The 13,829-nt window shown below is 72.5% G+C and carries 12 protein-coding genes; 1 reads left to right on the top strand and 11 read right to left on the bottom strand.

Annotated elements, in window-relative coordinates; translation table 11 throughout:
* Positions 1–50 precede the first annotated feature (50 nt).
* From I004_RS0111805 to I004_RS0111755, 11 genes are all read right to left on the bottom strand, one after another.
* Positions 51–977, bottom strand: a complete 927-nt coding sequence (locus I004_RS0111805) for an HpcH/HpaI aldolase/citrate lyase family protein (RefSeq protein WP_051344947.1) — start codon at positions 975–977, stop codon at positions 51–53.
* On the bottom strand, positions 977–2,221 hold the full coding sequence (locus tag I004_RS0111800) for a CoA transferase (protein WP_078511030.1): 1,245 nt from the start codon (positions 2,219–2,221) through the stop codon (positions 977–979). The genes I004_RS0111805 and I004_RS0111800 overlap by 1 nt, the downstream gene beginning before the upstream one ends.
* Positions 2,218–3,102 (bottom strand): ribokinase, encoded by an 885-nt coding sequence (locus tag I004_RS0111795; RefSeq protein WP_037975977.1) that lies wholly within the window; start codon positions 3,100–3,102, stop codon positions 2,218–2,220. The genes I004_RS0111800 and I004_RS0111795 overlap by 4 nt, the downstream gene beginning before the upstream one ends.
* Before the next feature lie 65 nt (positions 3,103–3,167).
* The gene (locus tag I004_RS0111790; protein WP_037975828.1) at positions 3,168–4,598 is read right to left on the bottom strand and encodes an ADP-ribosylglycohydrolase family protein; all 1,431 of its coding nucleotides are present in this window, start codon (positions 4,596–4,598) and stop codon (positions 3,168–3,170) included.
* Complete coding sequence (locus I004_RS33505) at positions 4,598–5,803, bottom strand: ADP-ribosylglycohydrolase family protein (protein ID WP_051344946.1); 1,206 nt, start codon at positions 5,801–5,803, stop codon at positions 4,598–4,600. Before I004_RS33505 ends, I004_RS0111790 begins: the two co-directional genes overlap by 1 nt.
* Positions 5,800–7,065 (bottom strand): ADP-ribosylglycohydrolase family protein, encoded by a 1,266-nt coding sequence (locus I004_RS33500; RefSeq protein ID WP_037975826.1) that lies wholly within the window; start codon positions 7,063–7,065, stop codon positions 5,800–5,802. Before I004_RS33500 ends, I004_RS33505 begins: the two co-directional genes overlap by 4 nt.
* The gene (locus I004_RS33495; RefSeq protein ID WP_078511028.1) at positions 7,062–8,174 is read right to left on the bottom strand and encodes an ADP-ribosylglycohydrolase family protein; all 1,113 of its coding nucleotides are present in this window, start codon (positions 8,172–8,174) and stop codon (positions 7,062–7,064) included. Before I004_RS33495 ends, I004_RS33500 begins: the two co-directional genes overlap by 4 nt.
* A 65-nt stretch (positions 8,175–8,239) precedes the next feature.
* Positions 8,240–9,544, bottom strand: a complete 1,305-nt coding sequence (locus tag I004_RS0111770; protein ID WP_028435658.1) for an extracellular solute-binding protein — start codon at positions 9,542–9,544, stop codon at positions 8,240–8,242.
* The gene (locus tag I004_RS0111765) at positions 9,544–10,380 is read right to left on the bottom strand and encodes a carbohydrate ABC transporter permease (RefSeq protein ID WP_028435657.1); all 837 of its coding nucleotides are present in this window, start codon (positions 10,378–10,380) and stop codon (positions 9,544–9,546) included. Before I004_RS0111765 ends, I004_RS0111770 begins: the two co-directional genes overlap by 1 nt.
* Positions 10,380–11,339 carry a carbohydrate ABC transporter permease gene (locus I004_RS38985; protein ID WP_028435656.1) on the bottom strand — a complete coding sequence of 320 codons (960 nt, stop codon included), beginning with the start codon at positions 11,337–11,339 and terminating at the stop codon, positions 10,380–10,382. The genes I004_RS0111765 and I004_RS38985 overlap by 1 nt, the downstream gene beginning before the upstream one ends.
* The gene (locus tag I004_RS0111755; RefSeq protein WP_028435655.1) at positions 11,336–12,406 is read right to left on the bottom strand and encodes a LacI family DNA-binding transcriptional regulator; all 1,071 of its coding nucleotides are present in this window, start codon (positions 12,404–12,406) and stop codon (positions 11,336–11,338) included. Before I004_RS0111755 ends, I004_RS38985 begins: the two co-directional genes overlap by 4 nt.
* Before the next feature lie 310 nt (positions 12,407–12,716).
* Between I004_RS0111755 and I004_RS0111750 the strand changes: the two genes are divergently transcribed.
* Positions 12,717–13,442: a VIT1/CCC1 transporter family protein gene (locus I004_RS0111750; RefSeq protein ID WP_028435654.1), complete on the top strand. Its 726-nt coding sequence runs from the start codon at positions 12,717–12,719 to the stop codon at positions 13,440–13,442.
* Positions 13,443–13,829: the final 387 nt, after the last annotated feature.

Below are 13,829 nucleotides of genomic sequence, written 5' to 3'. Positions count from 1 at the left end.
GTGATGACGGCGCAGGCGCATGACGTGCGCCTGCGCCGCTGCTTTGCTCCTCAGCTGCGGCGCCTCGCGAGGGCCAGCGTCCGCCGCGCTCCGGCGACGACCGCCGCGTCGACGAACCGCCCGTCCGCCAGCGCCAGCGCGCCGCCGTCCGTGGCCGCGGCCTTCACGACCTCCTCGGCGGCCTCGATCTCCTGACCTGTGGGCAGATACGCCCGCTCGATGGTCTCCAGCTGGCACGGGTGGATCGCGGTACGCCCCAGGAAGCCCAGGCTGCGGCCCTCGGCACAGGACCGGGCGAGCCCCTCCACATCGGAGACGTCCGGATAGACGGACTGTGGCGGCGGAGCCAGCCCTGCCGCGCGTGCGGCGACCACGGCCCGGCTCCGGGGCCAGGCGAGCCCTGCCTCTCCCGTCACACCGAGCACGGCGCGCAGATCCGCCTCGCCCAGTGCGATGCCGCGGACCGCGGGGTGCGCCGTGGCGACGACGAAGGCGTTCTCGATGCCGAGAGCGGATTCGAGCAGCGCGTACAGGGGCGGAGGACCGGCCGTCCCTTCGTCCGGCTGTCCTTCCCGTGCTGCACTTTCCCGCGCCGTCTGCGCCCTCTGGGCTACCCGCAGGACGTCCGCCTCGGCGTCGACCTTCGGCAGCCGCAGCCCGGCGATCCCCGGCAGGGTCGCGAGGGTGCGCACCTCGGCCTCGGCGAGCGGCCCGTCCAGGGCGTTGACCCGCACATGGACGGGCACCGGCCCGGGACGCGGTTCGGCGAGCAGCTCGGCCGTGGCACGCAGCGCGTAAGGCTTGCGCTCGGGCGCGACCGCGTCCTCCAGGTCGACGATCACCACATCGGCGCCGGAGGTGAGGGCCTTGCGTACGACGTCCGGCCGGTCCCCGGGCGCGTAGAGCCAGGTCAGCGGCAGCTCTTCCGGACCGGTGCCGGACGTACCGTGTGCGACGTCCCGGAGCCGTCCGCCCATCACAGCGCGCCGCCGTCCCGCAGGGCGGTGATCTCCTGCTCGCTCAGGCCGGCCTGGACAAGGACCGTGTCGGTGTCGGCACCGTGCGGCCTGCCCGCCCACTTGATGGCGCCGGGCGTCTCGGAGAGCCGGAAGAGCACGTTCTGCATGCGGACGGTGCCCAGTTCCTCGTCCTCGACGGACGTGATGGAGTCGAGGGCCTTGTACTGCTCGTCCTCCATCACGCCGCGGATGTCGTTGACGGTCGCGACGGCCGCCTCGGCCTGCTCGAACGCGGCGACGACCTCGGCCCGGTCGTGCCGTGCGATCCAGCCGCCGACCGCCTCGTCGAGCTCGTCCGCGTGCGCGGCACGGCCGGCGCCCGAGGCGAACCACGGCTCGTCGAGGAACTCGGGGTGCCCGACGAGGCGCAGCACCCGCTCGGCGACGGACTGCGCAGAGGTCGAGACCGCCAGCCACGCGCCGTCCGCTGTGCGGTAGGTGTTGCGGGGCGCGTTGTTCGCGGACCTGTTGCCGGTGCGGGGCTGCACGTAGCCGAGCTGGTCGTACCAGATGGGTTGCGGTCCCAGCACCGTCAGCATCGGTTCGATGATCGCCATGTCGATGACCTGTCCCCGCCCGGTTCTCTCCCGGCTGCGCAGGGCCGCCATCACGGCGTATGAGGTGGCAAGCGCGGCGATGGAGTCGGCGAGCCCGAACGGCGGGAGCGTCGGCGGCCCGTCCGGTTCGCCGGTGATCGCCGCGAAGCCGCTCATGGCCTCGGCGAGCGTGCCGAAGCCGGGGCGGCGCGCGTACGGGCCGAACTGTCCGAAGCCTGTGACGCGTGCCAGCACCAGTCCCGGGTTGACGGCCGAGAGCTCCTCCCAGCCCAGGTCCCACTTCTCGAGGGTGCCGGGGCGGAAGTTCTCGATGACGACGTCGGACTGCTCGGCGAGGCGCAGCAGAACATCCCGGCCGCCGGGCGTGGACAGATCGAGAGTGATGTTTCGCTTGTTGCGGCCCAGCAGCTTCCACCACAGGCCGACGCCGTCCTTGCCGGGTCCGTGGCCGCGTGACGGGTCGGGCCTGCGCGGATGCTCGATCTTGATCACGTCGGCGCCGAAGTCGCCGAGCATGGTGGCCGCGAGAGGGCCCGCGAAGAGGGTGGCGAGGTCGAGGACGCGGAGTCCTTCGAGCGGGGCGGGTGCCGGGTCCCGCTCGGCGAGGCCGGTGGCCGGCCCGGTCAGGTCGTGCACGTCGTTCATGACGGTGTCCGGCTTCCGTGGAGCGTGGCGGCGAAGGCGTCGGTCTCGGTGCGGTGCGGCATGGACGCGGACGCGCCCGGGCGCTGAACCGACAGCGCGGAGGCCGACGATGCCCACGCCAGGGCGTCGGGCATCGTCCGGCCCTCGCCGCCGGCGACGGCCAGCGCCCCCACGAAGGTGTCCCCGGCGGCCGTGGTGTCCTCGGCCTTCACGCGGGGGGCGGGTACGTGCACCGGTTCCGCGTCCCGTACGGCGTACAGCGAGCCCTTCTCGCCGAGGGTGACGACGACCTCGGGCACGAGGGCGAGCAGGGCGGATGCCGCGTCGTACGGGTCGGACTTGCCGGTCAGGACGGCGGCTTCGTGCTCGTTGGGGACCAACAAGTCGGTGACGGTGAGGAGTTCGGGGGGCAGTGGCTGCGCGGGGGCCGGGGTGAGAACGACGCGAACGCCATGTTCGTGTGCCGCACGCGCACCCGCGAGGACGCCGCCGAGGGGGATCTCCAGTTGGAGGAGCAGCGCGTCGGCCGCGGCGATGCGCTGCTCGTCGCCGTCGGCGAGGCCGTCGACGGTGCCGTTCGCGCCGGGTACGACGACGATGGCGTTGCCTCCGTCGTCGTCCACCACGATGTGCGCGGTGCCGCTCTCGCCCTCCACGGTGCGCAGGCCGCCGGTGTCGACACCGTCACCGGCGAGCGACGCCCGAAGGCGCACGCCGAAGTCGTCGTCCCCGACGGCGCCGATCATCGTGACCGATCCGCCCGAACGGGCCGCCGCGACGGCCTGGTTGGCGCCCTTGCCGCCGGGGACGGTGCGGAAGGCGCGGCCGGTGACCGTCTCGCCGCGGTGCGGCGCGGTCGCGACGTAGGCGACGAGGTCCATGTTGGTGCTGCCCAGCACCGCGATGGCCGGTGAGGACGAGGACTTGGCAGGCGGTGTCGTGCGAGTCACGGTACGGGGGTCTCCTGTAGGTCCGGGGACGGGCGGGGGAGGGCGAGGTCGCAGGTGAGGCGGGCGAGGGTGTCGAAGCCGGTGCCGTCGAAGCCGCTCACGCTCGTGGCCAGGCGGTTCCTCAATGGGGCGGTCCAGCGTGAGGGAAGCGCACCGGGCGAGCCGGCGAGCAGCCCCGCGACGGATCCGGCGGTCGCGCCGTTGGAGTCGGTGTCCCAACCGCCGGAGACGGCACGGCAGATGGAGCCGGTGAAATCGCCGCGGGCGTGGGTGAGCGCGGCGGCCAGCAGCGCGGCGTTCGGCAGGACGTGAACCCAGTGGTGGTGTCCGTACTCCTCGTGGAGACGGTCCACGACCCACTCGAAACCAGCCGCGGTGCCTGCGGGTTCGGCGAGCGCCGTTTCGATCCCGAACGTCACGGCCCGGGCGAGACGGGAGCGAGCCGGCACGACCCGCAGTCCCGTACGGAGGCATGCCATGACGTCCGGGGCGGCGCCGGAGGCCGCCTCCGCGATGACGGCGGCGGCGAACATCTCCCCGTACACGCCGTTGCCCGTGTGGCTCAACGTGGCGTCGCGCCATGCCAGTTCGGCGGCGGTCGCGGGGTCGCCCGGAGATGTCCAGCCGAAGACGTCGGCGCGGATCTGCGCGCCGATCCACTCACGGAACGGGTTGTGGCGGCGGGCGGTGTCCGGGGGCACCAGGCCGTCGAGCAGGTTGCGGTACGCGATGCGCTCCGCGGTGAACGCACGGCCGGCGGGCAGTTCGTCCAGCCAGAGCGAGGCGACGTCGGCGGTGCCGAATCCGTGGCCGTGGCGCTGGAGCAACAGAAGTCCCAGCAGCGGGTAGTTGAGGTCGTCGTCCTCCGGCATGCCGTCGATGTTCTCCGCCAGGGAGGTGGAGGCGCTGCGCCGGTTCCAGGGCAGGCGCCGTGCCGTCTCCATGGGGAGACCGGTCTGCGTGAACCAGTCGTCGAGCGGCCAGTTGCCGGTGGCGCGGGCGATCTCGCGGATTCCGGAGAGCGGCATCTTCTCGACGGGCTTGCCGAGCAGGCAGCCCGCGGCCCGGCCCAGCCACGCCGCCTCGAGACGCTCCCGCAGGCCGGCGACGGTGTGGGCGTCCCCAGGCTCCTGCGGCTGCCGCGCTTCGGGCCAGTCCGGGCACGCGGCCCTGATCGCGGCGAGATCCGTGGGCTCGTCCGCGGCCGACGGCGAGCGAAGCAGGGCCAGTTCGTCGAGGAGCCGCAGGGCCGTCTCCCGCAGCCGTCCGTCGGCCTGAGCTGTGGACGCACCGGCGCGCTCGGGTGCGGGGGTCCCGCCCGCGTCGCGCCACACGCGCTCGATCGCCGAGGCGTCGCGGCCGTCCTCGGCGGCCTGCCGCAACTCGTGGCCCACCAGGTCCTCGGGCTGGATCCACGTCAGGCGCATCACGAGACCGCGTTCGCCGAGCCGGCCGCGTCAGCGGCGTCCGCGTTCGTCGCGTCTGCCGCGATGGCTGTGAACGCGCGCTCGTGTGCGCGGCGGCGCTCCATGTCACGGCCGAAGATCTCGCGGGTGACCTCGGCGAGCGCCGCCGCCGGTGCGTGCAGATCGAGCCTGCTGGCGCGGGCGACCTCCGTGCTCCACTCCTCCGGCACGGCCGACGCGCCCCGCAGGGCACCCACGACCGCCCCGCTCATCGTCGCGATGGAATCGCAGTCACGGCCGTAGTTGACCGAACCGAGCACGGTGCGGCGGAAGTCGCCGTCCCCTACGAGCAACATGCCCAGGGCGATGGGGAGTTCCTCGATGGAGTGCAGCCGGGAGGGACGGCGCGCGCCGAGCGAGGGGCTGCGGTACTCGGGGCCGACGGTGTCGTACGGAGCCACGGCCTCACGCAGGGGCTTCAGCGCGCCCTCGAAGTCGCTGTGCCGCGCAGCCACTTCGCACACCGCGGCGATCGCCTCCCGGGTGCCGTCCTTGGCCAGCTCCAGTGCGTCCTCGACGACGGACCGCGGCGTCGAGCCTGGTCTGCAGGCCGAGGCGACTGCCGCGGCGAACACCCCTGCCGCCTCCCTCCCGTAAGAGGACTGGTGAGCACCGGAGACGTCCAGCGCCTCCGCGTAAGCAGCCGCCGGATTACCGGCGTTGACCAGGCCCACGGGCGCCATGTACATCGCGGCACCGCAGTTGACGATGTTGCCGACGCCCGCCTCCCTCGGATCCATGTGGCCGTAGTGGAGCCGCGCGACGATCCATTTCTCGGCGAGGAAGATGCGCTGCAACGGCAGTGCCTCGGCCTCGAGTTCGGGAATCCAGCGCGGATTCCCCATCAGATCGGGCACCAGACGCTCGGCGACGTCGTAGGCGTCCAGGTGGTCGCGCACCTTCTCGTAGACCCGCACCAGGGCGTGCGTCATGAGGGTGTCGTCGGTGACGTGCCCGTCGCCCTTGTGGTACGGGGCGATGGGCCGGGCGTTGCGCCAGTCCTCGTAGAAGGGGCCGACGATGCCCTGCACCCGGCCGCCGTGGCGCTCCACGATCTGCTCGGGGCTCCACCCCTCGACCGGTCCGCCGAGGGCGTCGCCGACCGCGGCCCCGACCAGGCAGCCGGTGGTGCGGTCCTCCAGCGTCGGTGTGTGCGTGGGCGTCATGCGCAGTTGATTCCTTCCACAGGGGTCCCCTCGGGCGCGGTCAGCTCGGTACGCGCCAGCAGTTCGGCGAGCTCGACCAGGTCCCTCCCGGCCAGCCGCGGCAGCGCGCAGCCGGACAGCGTGCGGCAGGCCTCGCGCCAGCTGCGCGGGATGTCCGCCGCGCCGCCGATCGCTCCGGTCAGCGCCCCCGCCAGCGCGGGAGCGGAGTCCGCCACCCGCGAGAGGCAGGCCGCCGCCGGCACGGCCTCCGCCACCGAGCCGTTCCCGGCGAGGGAGAGGGCGAGCGCGACGGGCACGGTCTCGGCCGCGGCGATGCCGTAGCTGTAGATATGGTCGACGATCTCGTGTTCCAGCACCGGCACCAGAGCGAAGGCGTTGCCCGCCATGCCGGGCCGGTCGGCGGCCGCTTCCTGCGCGAGCCGTACGGCGTGCCGCGCGTTGCGGCGGATCTCCGTACCGGAGGGCATCTGATCCAGCGCCGCTGCCACGCATGCTTCGACGTCCGCACCGCCCAGTGCCTCGGCCACAGCCGCGGCCATGGCGCGGGCGCCGTGCACGCCGTCGCCGTCCTGCGTGTAGCGGGCGTCACACTCGGCGAGATCCGCGGCGGCGGAAGGGTTCCCCGGGTGCACCGTCGCCAGTACGGCCGCACGCACGCACGCGGCGTCGTCGAAGAAGTGGGGGTTGTCGTGCCCGGTCGCAGGGGGCCGCAGCCCCGTGGCGAGGTTCCCCAGTCCCGCCCGTACGGAGATGCGGGCACGCAGCGGCAGCACCGCGGACTCCACCTCCGGGGCGCGGCCCGCCGCGGCGGCGACCTCGCCCGCCAGTTCGTTCCAGGCCAGGTCGACGGCGGCCCGCATCCGGCGGTCCCGTCCCAGATCGCTCAGCAGCGCCCCGGCGGCGGTGAGCACCGACTCGGCGGTGAACGCGGCCCACTCCGCGTCGTCGGACGGGCCGAGCCGCAGCGGTTCCGGCGGCTGGTTGAGGGCGATCGGTACCGGGAGGGTGGTCGTCGCGTTGAGCTCGGCGAAGGTGTCCAGCTCCCGGGTCAGCCGCCGCGTCCACTCCGGCATCCGGGAGGCGCGGTGCCGGGCGGCCGGCCAGCCCGCCGCGTCGCCCGCCGCGATCCCGAGGAGCAGGCCCTCGATCCGGCGGGGGCCTGCCGGAACCCGGTCGCCGTGCGCGCCGGTGTCGGCTGGGCCCTCGGCCCCGGGCCGCCTTCCGCGTGCCCTGACGACTCTGCCGTCGCTCGCGGCGCTCATCGCTTCGGCCTCTCGCCGCCACCGCTGCGACGGGGCGCCGACCCCGGCGGTGACGGAGTGAGCAACTCCGCGATGTCCAGGACGTGGTAGCCCGCCATCGACGGCAGGCAGCTTCCCCGCGCAGGCCCGATCGCGGCCGCCCATTCCCCGGGTACGGCGCCGGCCCCGCCGAGAGCCCCCGCGAGCGCACCCGCGACGGCGGCCGTCGTATCGGCGTCACGGCCCATGTTGACGGCGGTGAGCACCGATTCCCGGAAGTCGCCCCGGGCGACGGCGAAGGCGCCGAAGGCGAGCCCGACCGCCTCGGGCGCCAGGTCCATCCACGGGTAGCCGCCGATCACGACGGCGGAGCGCACGGCGCGCTCCCGTCCCAGCCGCGTGGCGTCCCGGTCGTGGCGGACGCGCTGGGCCGTCGCGACGGCGCGCCGCAGCGAGCGCGCCGTCCACGAGTCCTCGGGCACGACGGACAGCGCGGCCGCGATCACCGCATCGGTGCTGCGTCCGACCATCGCGGCGGCCACGCCGGCGGCGACGGCCTGCCCTCCGTAGATGCCCTCGCCGTCATGGCTGACGGTGCCGTCGAGCGCGACGAGACGCGCGGCCTCGGCGGGGCGTCCCGCGGCGAAGATGCCGAACGGCGCGGCACGCATGGCCAGTCCGTCGCTCCAGGCGTGCCGGTGCTGCGCGGAGATCGGGGCGGCCAGGCCGCGGCGCAGGTTCTCCAGCGTGCCGCGCTCGCTGAACCCGGCGCCGCGGAAGGGCCCTTCGTCGAGGTTGGCGATCCAGCGGTGCCATGCGGCCTCGACGTGCGCGAGGGTCAGGTCGGAGCCGTGCTCGGCGAGCATCAGCCCCGAGAAGATGGCGTACTCGGTGTCGTCGGTTCCCGACGGCTCCTCCTCGACGAAGCCCTCGACGCGGCCCCACCGCTCCCTGATCTGCGAGGGCTTCATGTTCTCGGCGGGAGCCCCGAGCGCGTCGCCGACCGCGAGCCCCAGCATCCCGCCGCGGGCCCTCTCGCGCAGGGCGGCGGCGGGCGGCGCTGCCGGTGGTGCGTCGGGCGGCGGATCCGGGGCGGGGGAGAGGAAGGAGGAGGCGGGGGCTGCGCTCATGGTGCGGGTTGCCGTTCTGTGCTGTGACTCGTGGGTGCCGTGGCGTGGGTGTGCGAGGGGCGGCTTCAGCGCTGGTATCTGGCGAGGATGCGGTTGCCGTCGTCCACGAGCTTGTCGCGGAGGGCGCGCAGGCCGATGCTGCCCGCGTAGTACTCCTGGAAGGCGGGAGTGGCGACCTTGTCCTTCCACTCGGGATAGCCGCGCACCCCGAGCACAGGGGAGGCCCGCAGGTCGGAGGCGATGCGGAGCCCGGTGCTCCAGCCGTGCTCGTCGGTGTTGAGAGCGGGATCGCGCAGCGCCTCATGTCCCGTGGGCACCAGCCAGTCGCCCTCGGCGAGGCGCGCCATATGGTCCGGCCGGGTCATGAACGCGATGAACGCCATGGCTGCCTTCTTCCGCGAGGTGTCCTGCGAGACGGACAGGGTCTGCGGGCTCACACCCTGGAACTGTCCCCCGCCTGGAGCGCCCCGCCCGGCGGGCATGGGCAGCGTCACCCATTCGAAGCCGTCGGGCGCCTGCTGCTGGACCTGCTGCCGGAAGGAGAAGTTGAGCGGCACGACCGCGTAGCGCCCGGCGAAGAACCCCGGAAGGGTGTCGGAGCCGGCCATGCCGAGGGTGCTCCTGGCCGCCGTGCGGTCCTCGTTGACCTGCCGGTGTATCAGCTCGGGGACGCGGGAGTCGGCCTCGTCGAAGCGGATGACGTCCTTGCCGTGCTCGCGGTGGAAGACGGCGCCGCCGGTGCTCATCGTGAGGTTCACCGACTGGTTGACGGGCTCCTTCATGGACCAGGCGACGCCGTACGTGCGGCTGTGCCCCTGGGAATGGGTGAGTTCCTTCGCGACGTCCTCGAACTCGCCCCAGCTCCACGGCCGCGCGACCGTCGGCATCCGCACACCGGACTTCTCCAGCAGCCTCCGGTTGGCGATCAGCACCCGCGGATCGTGCAGGAACGGTACGCCGTAGATGCCGCCGGCGATCGTGGCGGTCTCCCAATTGGCCGGGGAGATCTGGCTCTTGAGGTCATCGGGCAGCAGCGGCCGCAGATCGGCGAGGTAGCCGCCGTGGGCGAAGTCGGTGAGGTCGTTGGCCTCGTCGTGGATGATGTCGGGTGCCTCGCCGCCCTCGAAGGACGTCAGCAGCTGGTCGTGGACGCTTTCCCAGGCGCCCTGCACATAGCGGACCTTCACCGACGGGTTGCGCTCGTTCCACTCGGCCACCAGTGCCTTGTTGACCTCGATGGACTCCTTCTGCCAGGCGAGGCTCAGATAGTCCAGCGGTCCCGAGTCCGCGGGGGATCCCGCGCAGCCGCCGATCAGGGCGGGTGCGGAGGCCGCCGCAGTTGCCGTGGTGAGGAAGTCGCGGCGTCGCATCAGCCCTTCACCGCCCCGCTCATGATGCCGCTGACCAGACGTCGCTGGAGCAGCGCGAAGAACAGGAGGCTCGGGAGGGTGGCCATGAGCGCGGCCGCCGCGAGGGGCCCCAGGTCGGCCGCGCCCTCCGCGCCGATGAAGTGGGTGAGGATCACGGACATCGTCTGCTTCTCCGGTGACTTGAGCAGGACCAGGGCGAAGAAGAACTCGTTCCAGGCGGTGACGAAGGAGAACATCACCGTGGCGACCAGGCCCGGTGCGAGCAGCGGAAGGACCACGCTGAGCAGGGTGCGCAGGCGCCCGCAGCCGTCGATCGCGGCGGCCTCCTCCAGCGAGGCGGGCACGGCACGTACGTAGCCCTGGAGCATCCACAGCGCGAACGGCAGGTTCCACACCACGTACACAAGGACCAGGCCTGTGAGGGAGTTGATGAGGTGGAGACTCTTCAGCACCAGGAACAGCGGGATGATCACCAGCACGAACGGGAACATCTGGCTGACCAGGATCCATCCGGTCGCCGCCTTGCCGACCGCCGAGCGGTACCTGACCATCACGTACGCCGCCGGGACTGCGATCGCCACCGATATCGCCGCCGCACAGGACGCCACGATCAGGCTGTTGAGCGCCGAACGCGCCAGCGGCTGCTGCCCGAACGCGGCGGTGAAGCTGTCCAGCGAGGGGTCGCGCGGAAGCCATGACGCGTCCACGGAGCCCAGTTCCTGCGGGGACTTGAAGGCCGTGGAGACCAGCCACAGGAGCGGGAAGGCGAGGAAGACCAGATAGCAGACCAGTGCCAGGTACTGCCCGGCGCGCGCGGTGCCCGATCGGGAGGTGATCACTGCTCGTCCTCCTTCAGACGGTTGCGCAGGAAGACCGCCAGCAGCACGGCGATGACCGCGACCATCACCAGGCCCATGGCTGCCGCGTAGCCGAACTGCCCGTAGCGGAAGGCCTCTTCGTAGGCGAAGAGCATCGGCAGCCGGGTCTGACCGCCCGGCCCTCCGCCGGTCAGGACATAGACCAGGCCGAAGGAGTTGAAGTTCCAGATGAAGTTGAGCGCCGTGATCGCCAGCACCACCGGCTTCAGCGCGGGCCACGTCACCGCCCGGAAGCGGCGCCACACACCCGCGCCGTCGAGCGCGGCCGCCTCGTGCAGCTCCAGCGGAACGTTCTGCAGTCCGGCCAGCAGGACGACGGTCGTCTGCGGCATCCCCGCCCATACGCCGACCACGATCACTGCCGGCAGGGCGAGCGAGACACCGGCGAGCCAGTCGACGTTCTCGGAGATCAGACGCAGGTCGCGCAGCGTGGCGTTCAGGATGCCGGCGTCCTGGTTGTAGACCAGCCGCCACATCACGCCGACGACGACCTCGGGCATCGCCCACGGGACGAGCGCGAGCGTACGGGCCAGCCAGCGGAAGCGGAGGTTCTGGTTGAGCAGGACGGCAAGGCCCAGCGCGAGCAGGAACTGCAGCGCCGTCACTGACACGGCCCACACGAGGCCGATCTTGAAGGAGTCCCAGAAGAGGGAGTCAAGCCGCAGATCCGCGAAGTTGGCGACGCCCGTGAACTTCGTGACCGCCGTACGGCCGGACTGCGCGTCGGTGAAGGCCAGCGAGAGCCCGTACAGCAAGGGGCCCGCGCTCAGCAGCAGAATCGGGAGCAGGGCGGGCAGCAGCAGGAACCATGCGTCCCGGTCCAGCCCGAGGGCCCTTCTGCGCTCCGGTGCGGACCTGGGCGGCGGGGTGCCTGCGCCCTTCGGGCGGGCGGAGGCTCCGGGGGCGGTGACGCTCATGGGGTCACCTCCCCGTCGGCCGCGCTGCCGGAAGCCGACGCGTCGGGAGCGGAGGAGGCGCGTACGACCAGCCGGGGCGTGACGGTCCGCACCCGCGGCGGCACCGGTGGCCCCTGTCCGCCTATCCGCTCCAGCAGCATCTCGGCGGCGATCCTGCCGCGCTCCGCGGAGCCGAGGTCGACGCTGGTCAGCGGCGGCCAGCAGGCCCGCACCAGCGCCGTGTCGTCCATCCCGACGACCGCCACGTCCTCGGGGATGCGCAGCCCCCTGGAGTGGAGAGCCTGCGAGGCGCCGAGGGCGAGCTGGTCGTTGGCGCAGAAGACGGCGTCGAGGCCGTCCCCGGGCGCAGCCTCCCGCTCCAGCAGCCGTTCCACCGAGCGGGCTCCCGCCTCGATGGTGAACTCCGTGGTCACGGCGAGCAGGGGATCGGCGGGCAGGCCGCACGCGTCGAGCGCCCTGCGGTAGCCGAGGCGGCGGTTGCGGCCGGGGACGGTGTCGGCTGGCCCGTTGATGAAGGCGATGCGGCGGCGGCCCGTCCCGGCGAGGTGGCGCACGGCCAGCTCGGCGCCGGTGACGGAGTCGGCGCGCACGCTGTCGACCGGGGCGTCGTCGGGCAGCGAGCCGATGACGACGACCGGCTGAGCGGCGGTACGCAGCGCCTCGACGTGCTCCGGCGTGATGCGGATGGGGCAGAGGATCAGGCCGTCACTCGTACGGTCGGCCAGGCTGCGGACAACTGCGAGCTCGTCCTCGGCGACCGCGTCCGTCGAGTGCAGCAGCAGCCGGTAGCCCTGTGCCTTGGTGATCGTCTGGATCTGCCGGACCATCTCGACGTACACGGGGTTGCCGATGTCCTGCATGGCGAAGGTCAGCTGCTTCGTGCGGCCGCCCTTGAGGGAGCGGGCCACGGCATTGGCCACGTATCCGACCTCGGCGGCGGCGCGCTCGACGCGGCGTACGGTCTCGGGCCTCGCCCCGTGCCCGTTGAGCACGCGGGAGACCGATGCGATGGAGACGCCTGCGCGCTCGGCGATCGTCTCGACGGTGGGAGGTCCGCCTGTCGTCACCACGCCACTCCACCCCTTCGACTCGGACCTGACGCCGTAGGAGCAGCCGTGGAGGGGGGACCGGCCCTCTCGGCCCTGGCGGGCCTGCGGGGACCTCCAGAACTGGAAACGTTTACAGCCACGGACAGGAATCCTGCGGCCACGGATCGCGGGCGTCAACCCCGTGGGCGCGGTTCTCTCGGAACCACGTCTCTCACCAGGTAAGTTCGGCCTTCCTTGCTGGCGGCCCTGGCCATATCGCGCATACCTTCGAAGTGCTGGAGGGTGGCGCCGCGGACGGCTCCACCGCGGCAGAGGAAGCGGACAAGACATGGCGGTCATGGAGCGGGACACAGCGCGCGGTGCGGACGGCACCCACACGCACAGGGACATCAACGGCGGCTGGCTGCGTCCTGCCGTCTTCGGTGCCATGGACGGGCTCGTCTCCAACCTCGGGCTCGTGGCGGGCGTCGCCGGCAGCTCCGCCTCGAACCGTGTCATCGTCATCTCCGGCCTCGCGGGCCTGGTGGCCGGCGCCTTCTCGATGGCCGCGGGCGAGTACACCTCCGTCGCCTCGCAGCGCGAGCTGGTCCAGGCGGAGCTGGAGGTCGAGCGCCATGAGCTGCGACGCCACCCCGAGGACGAGCTGAAGGAGCTCGCCGACGTCTACGAGTCGCGCGGCGTGGAGCCCGGGCTCGCCATGGAGGTCGCGCGGCAGCTCCACGAGGACCCGGAGAAGGCCCTGGAGACGCACGCCCGCGAGGAGCTGGGCATCGACCCGGGCGACCTGCCCTCGCCGACAACCGCGGCGGTCTCCTCGTTCCTGTCCTTCTCCGTGGGCGCGGTCCTGCCGGTCCTCCCGTATCTGCTGGGGGCGACCTCGCTCTGGTACGCGGTCGTGCTGGCCCTGGCCGGTCTCTTCGCCTGCGGTGCGATGGTGGCTCGTGTCACGGCCCGGAAGTGGTGGTTCAGCGGGCTGCGGCAGCTGGCGCTGGGCGCCGGTGCGGCGGCGGTGACGTACGCGCTGGGCGCCGCCTTCGGCGTGGCCCTGGGGTGAGCACATGGCCCGATCGGCGGCATCCTCGGTACGATCTTCTTGTTACCACGCGGTTTCAGGCCCTCTGACCCGGGGCAAGAGCCCGAAGGTCCGCGGGCAATGAAGCTCGCAAGGGGGCCGCACGCCGTGCTGCTGCGCAGGGGCCATCCGCACCCCCGGCGCAGGTCCTGGGGGCCGAACCTCCCGGTATCGCTATGTGGTCGTCGCGCCCACGATCCGAGACGACACATCTTTTTTCCGAGGTCTGGTCCACCATGTAACCTTCACGGAAATTTGTTCTGCAGAGGGCCAACGTCGTCCCTCGGCACCCCCTCCGGTCTTCCGGGGGGACCTGCAGCCCCCCAGGCGCCACCGCTTCCTGGCTTCTCCCCCACGCTTCGCGGGGAG

The sequence above is a fragment of the Streptomyces sp. TAA486 genome, from assembly GCF_000426165.1.
Note: the sequence above shows the minus strand (reverse complement) of the source record. Positions and strands in the feature narration are given on the sequence as shown.

Bases quoted from the DNA above. Each gene is read 5' to 3' on its own strand.
- I004_RS0111805 (WP_051344947.1), bottom strand. From the start codon at position 977: ATGGGCGGACGGCTCCGGGACGTCGCACACGGTACGTCCGGCACCGGT.
- I004_RS0111790 (WP_037975828.1), bottom strand. From the start codon at position 4,598: ATGCGCCTGACGTGGATCCAGCCCGAGGACCTGGTGGGCCACGAGTTG.
- I004_RS0111800 (WP_078511030.1), bottom strand. From the start codon at position 2,221: ATGAACGACGTGCACGACCTGACCGGGCCGGCCACCGGCCTCGCCGAG.
- I004_RS33500 (WP_037975826.1), bottom strand. From the start codon at position 7,065: ATGAGCGCCGCGAGCGACGGCAGAGTCGTCAGGGCACGCGGAAGGCGG.
- I004_RS33505 (WP_051344946.1), bottom strand. From the start codon at position 5,803: ATGACGCCCACGCACACACCGACGCTGGAGGACCGCACCACCGGCTGC.
- I004_RS38985 (WP_028435656.1), bottom strand. From the start codon at position 11,339: ATGAGCGTCACCGCCCCCGGAGCCTCCGCCCGCCCGAAGGGCGCAGGC.
- I004_RS0111750 (WP_028435654.1), top strand. From the start codon at position 12,717: ATGGCGGTCATGGAGCGGGACACAGCGCGCGGTGCGGACGGCACCCAC.
- I004_RS0111770 (WP_028435658.1), bottom strand. From the start codon at position 9,544: ATGCGACGCCGCGACTTCCTCACCACGGCAACTGCGGCGGCCTCCGCA.
- I004_RS0111795 (WP_037975977.1), bottom strand. From the start codon at position 3,102: ATGGACCTCGTCGCCTACGTCGCGACCGCGCCGCACCGCGGCGAGACG.
- I004_RS33495 (WP_078511028.1), bottom strand. From the start codon at position 8,174: ATGAGCGCAGCCCCCGCCTCCTCCTTCCTCTCCCCCGCCCCGGATCCG.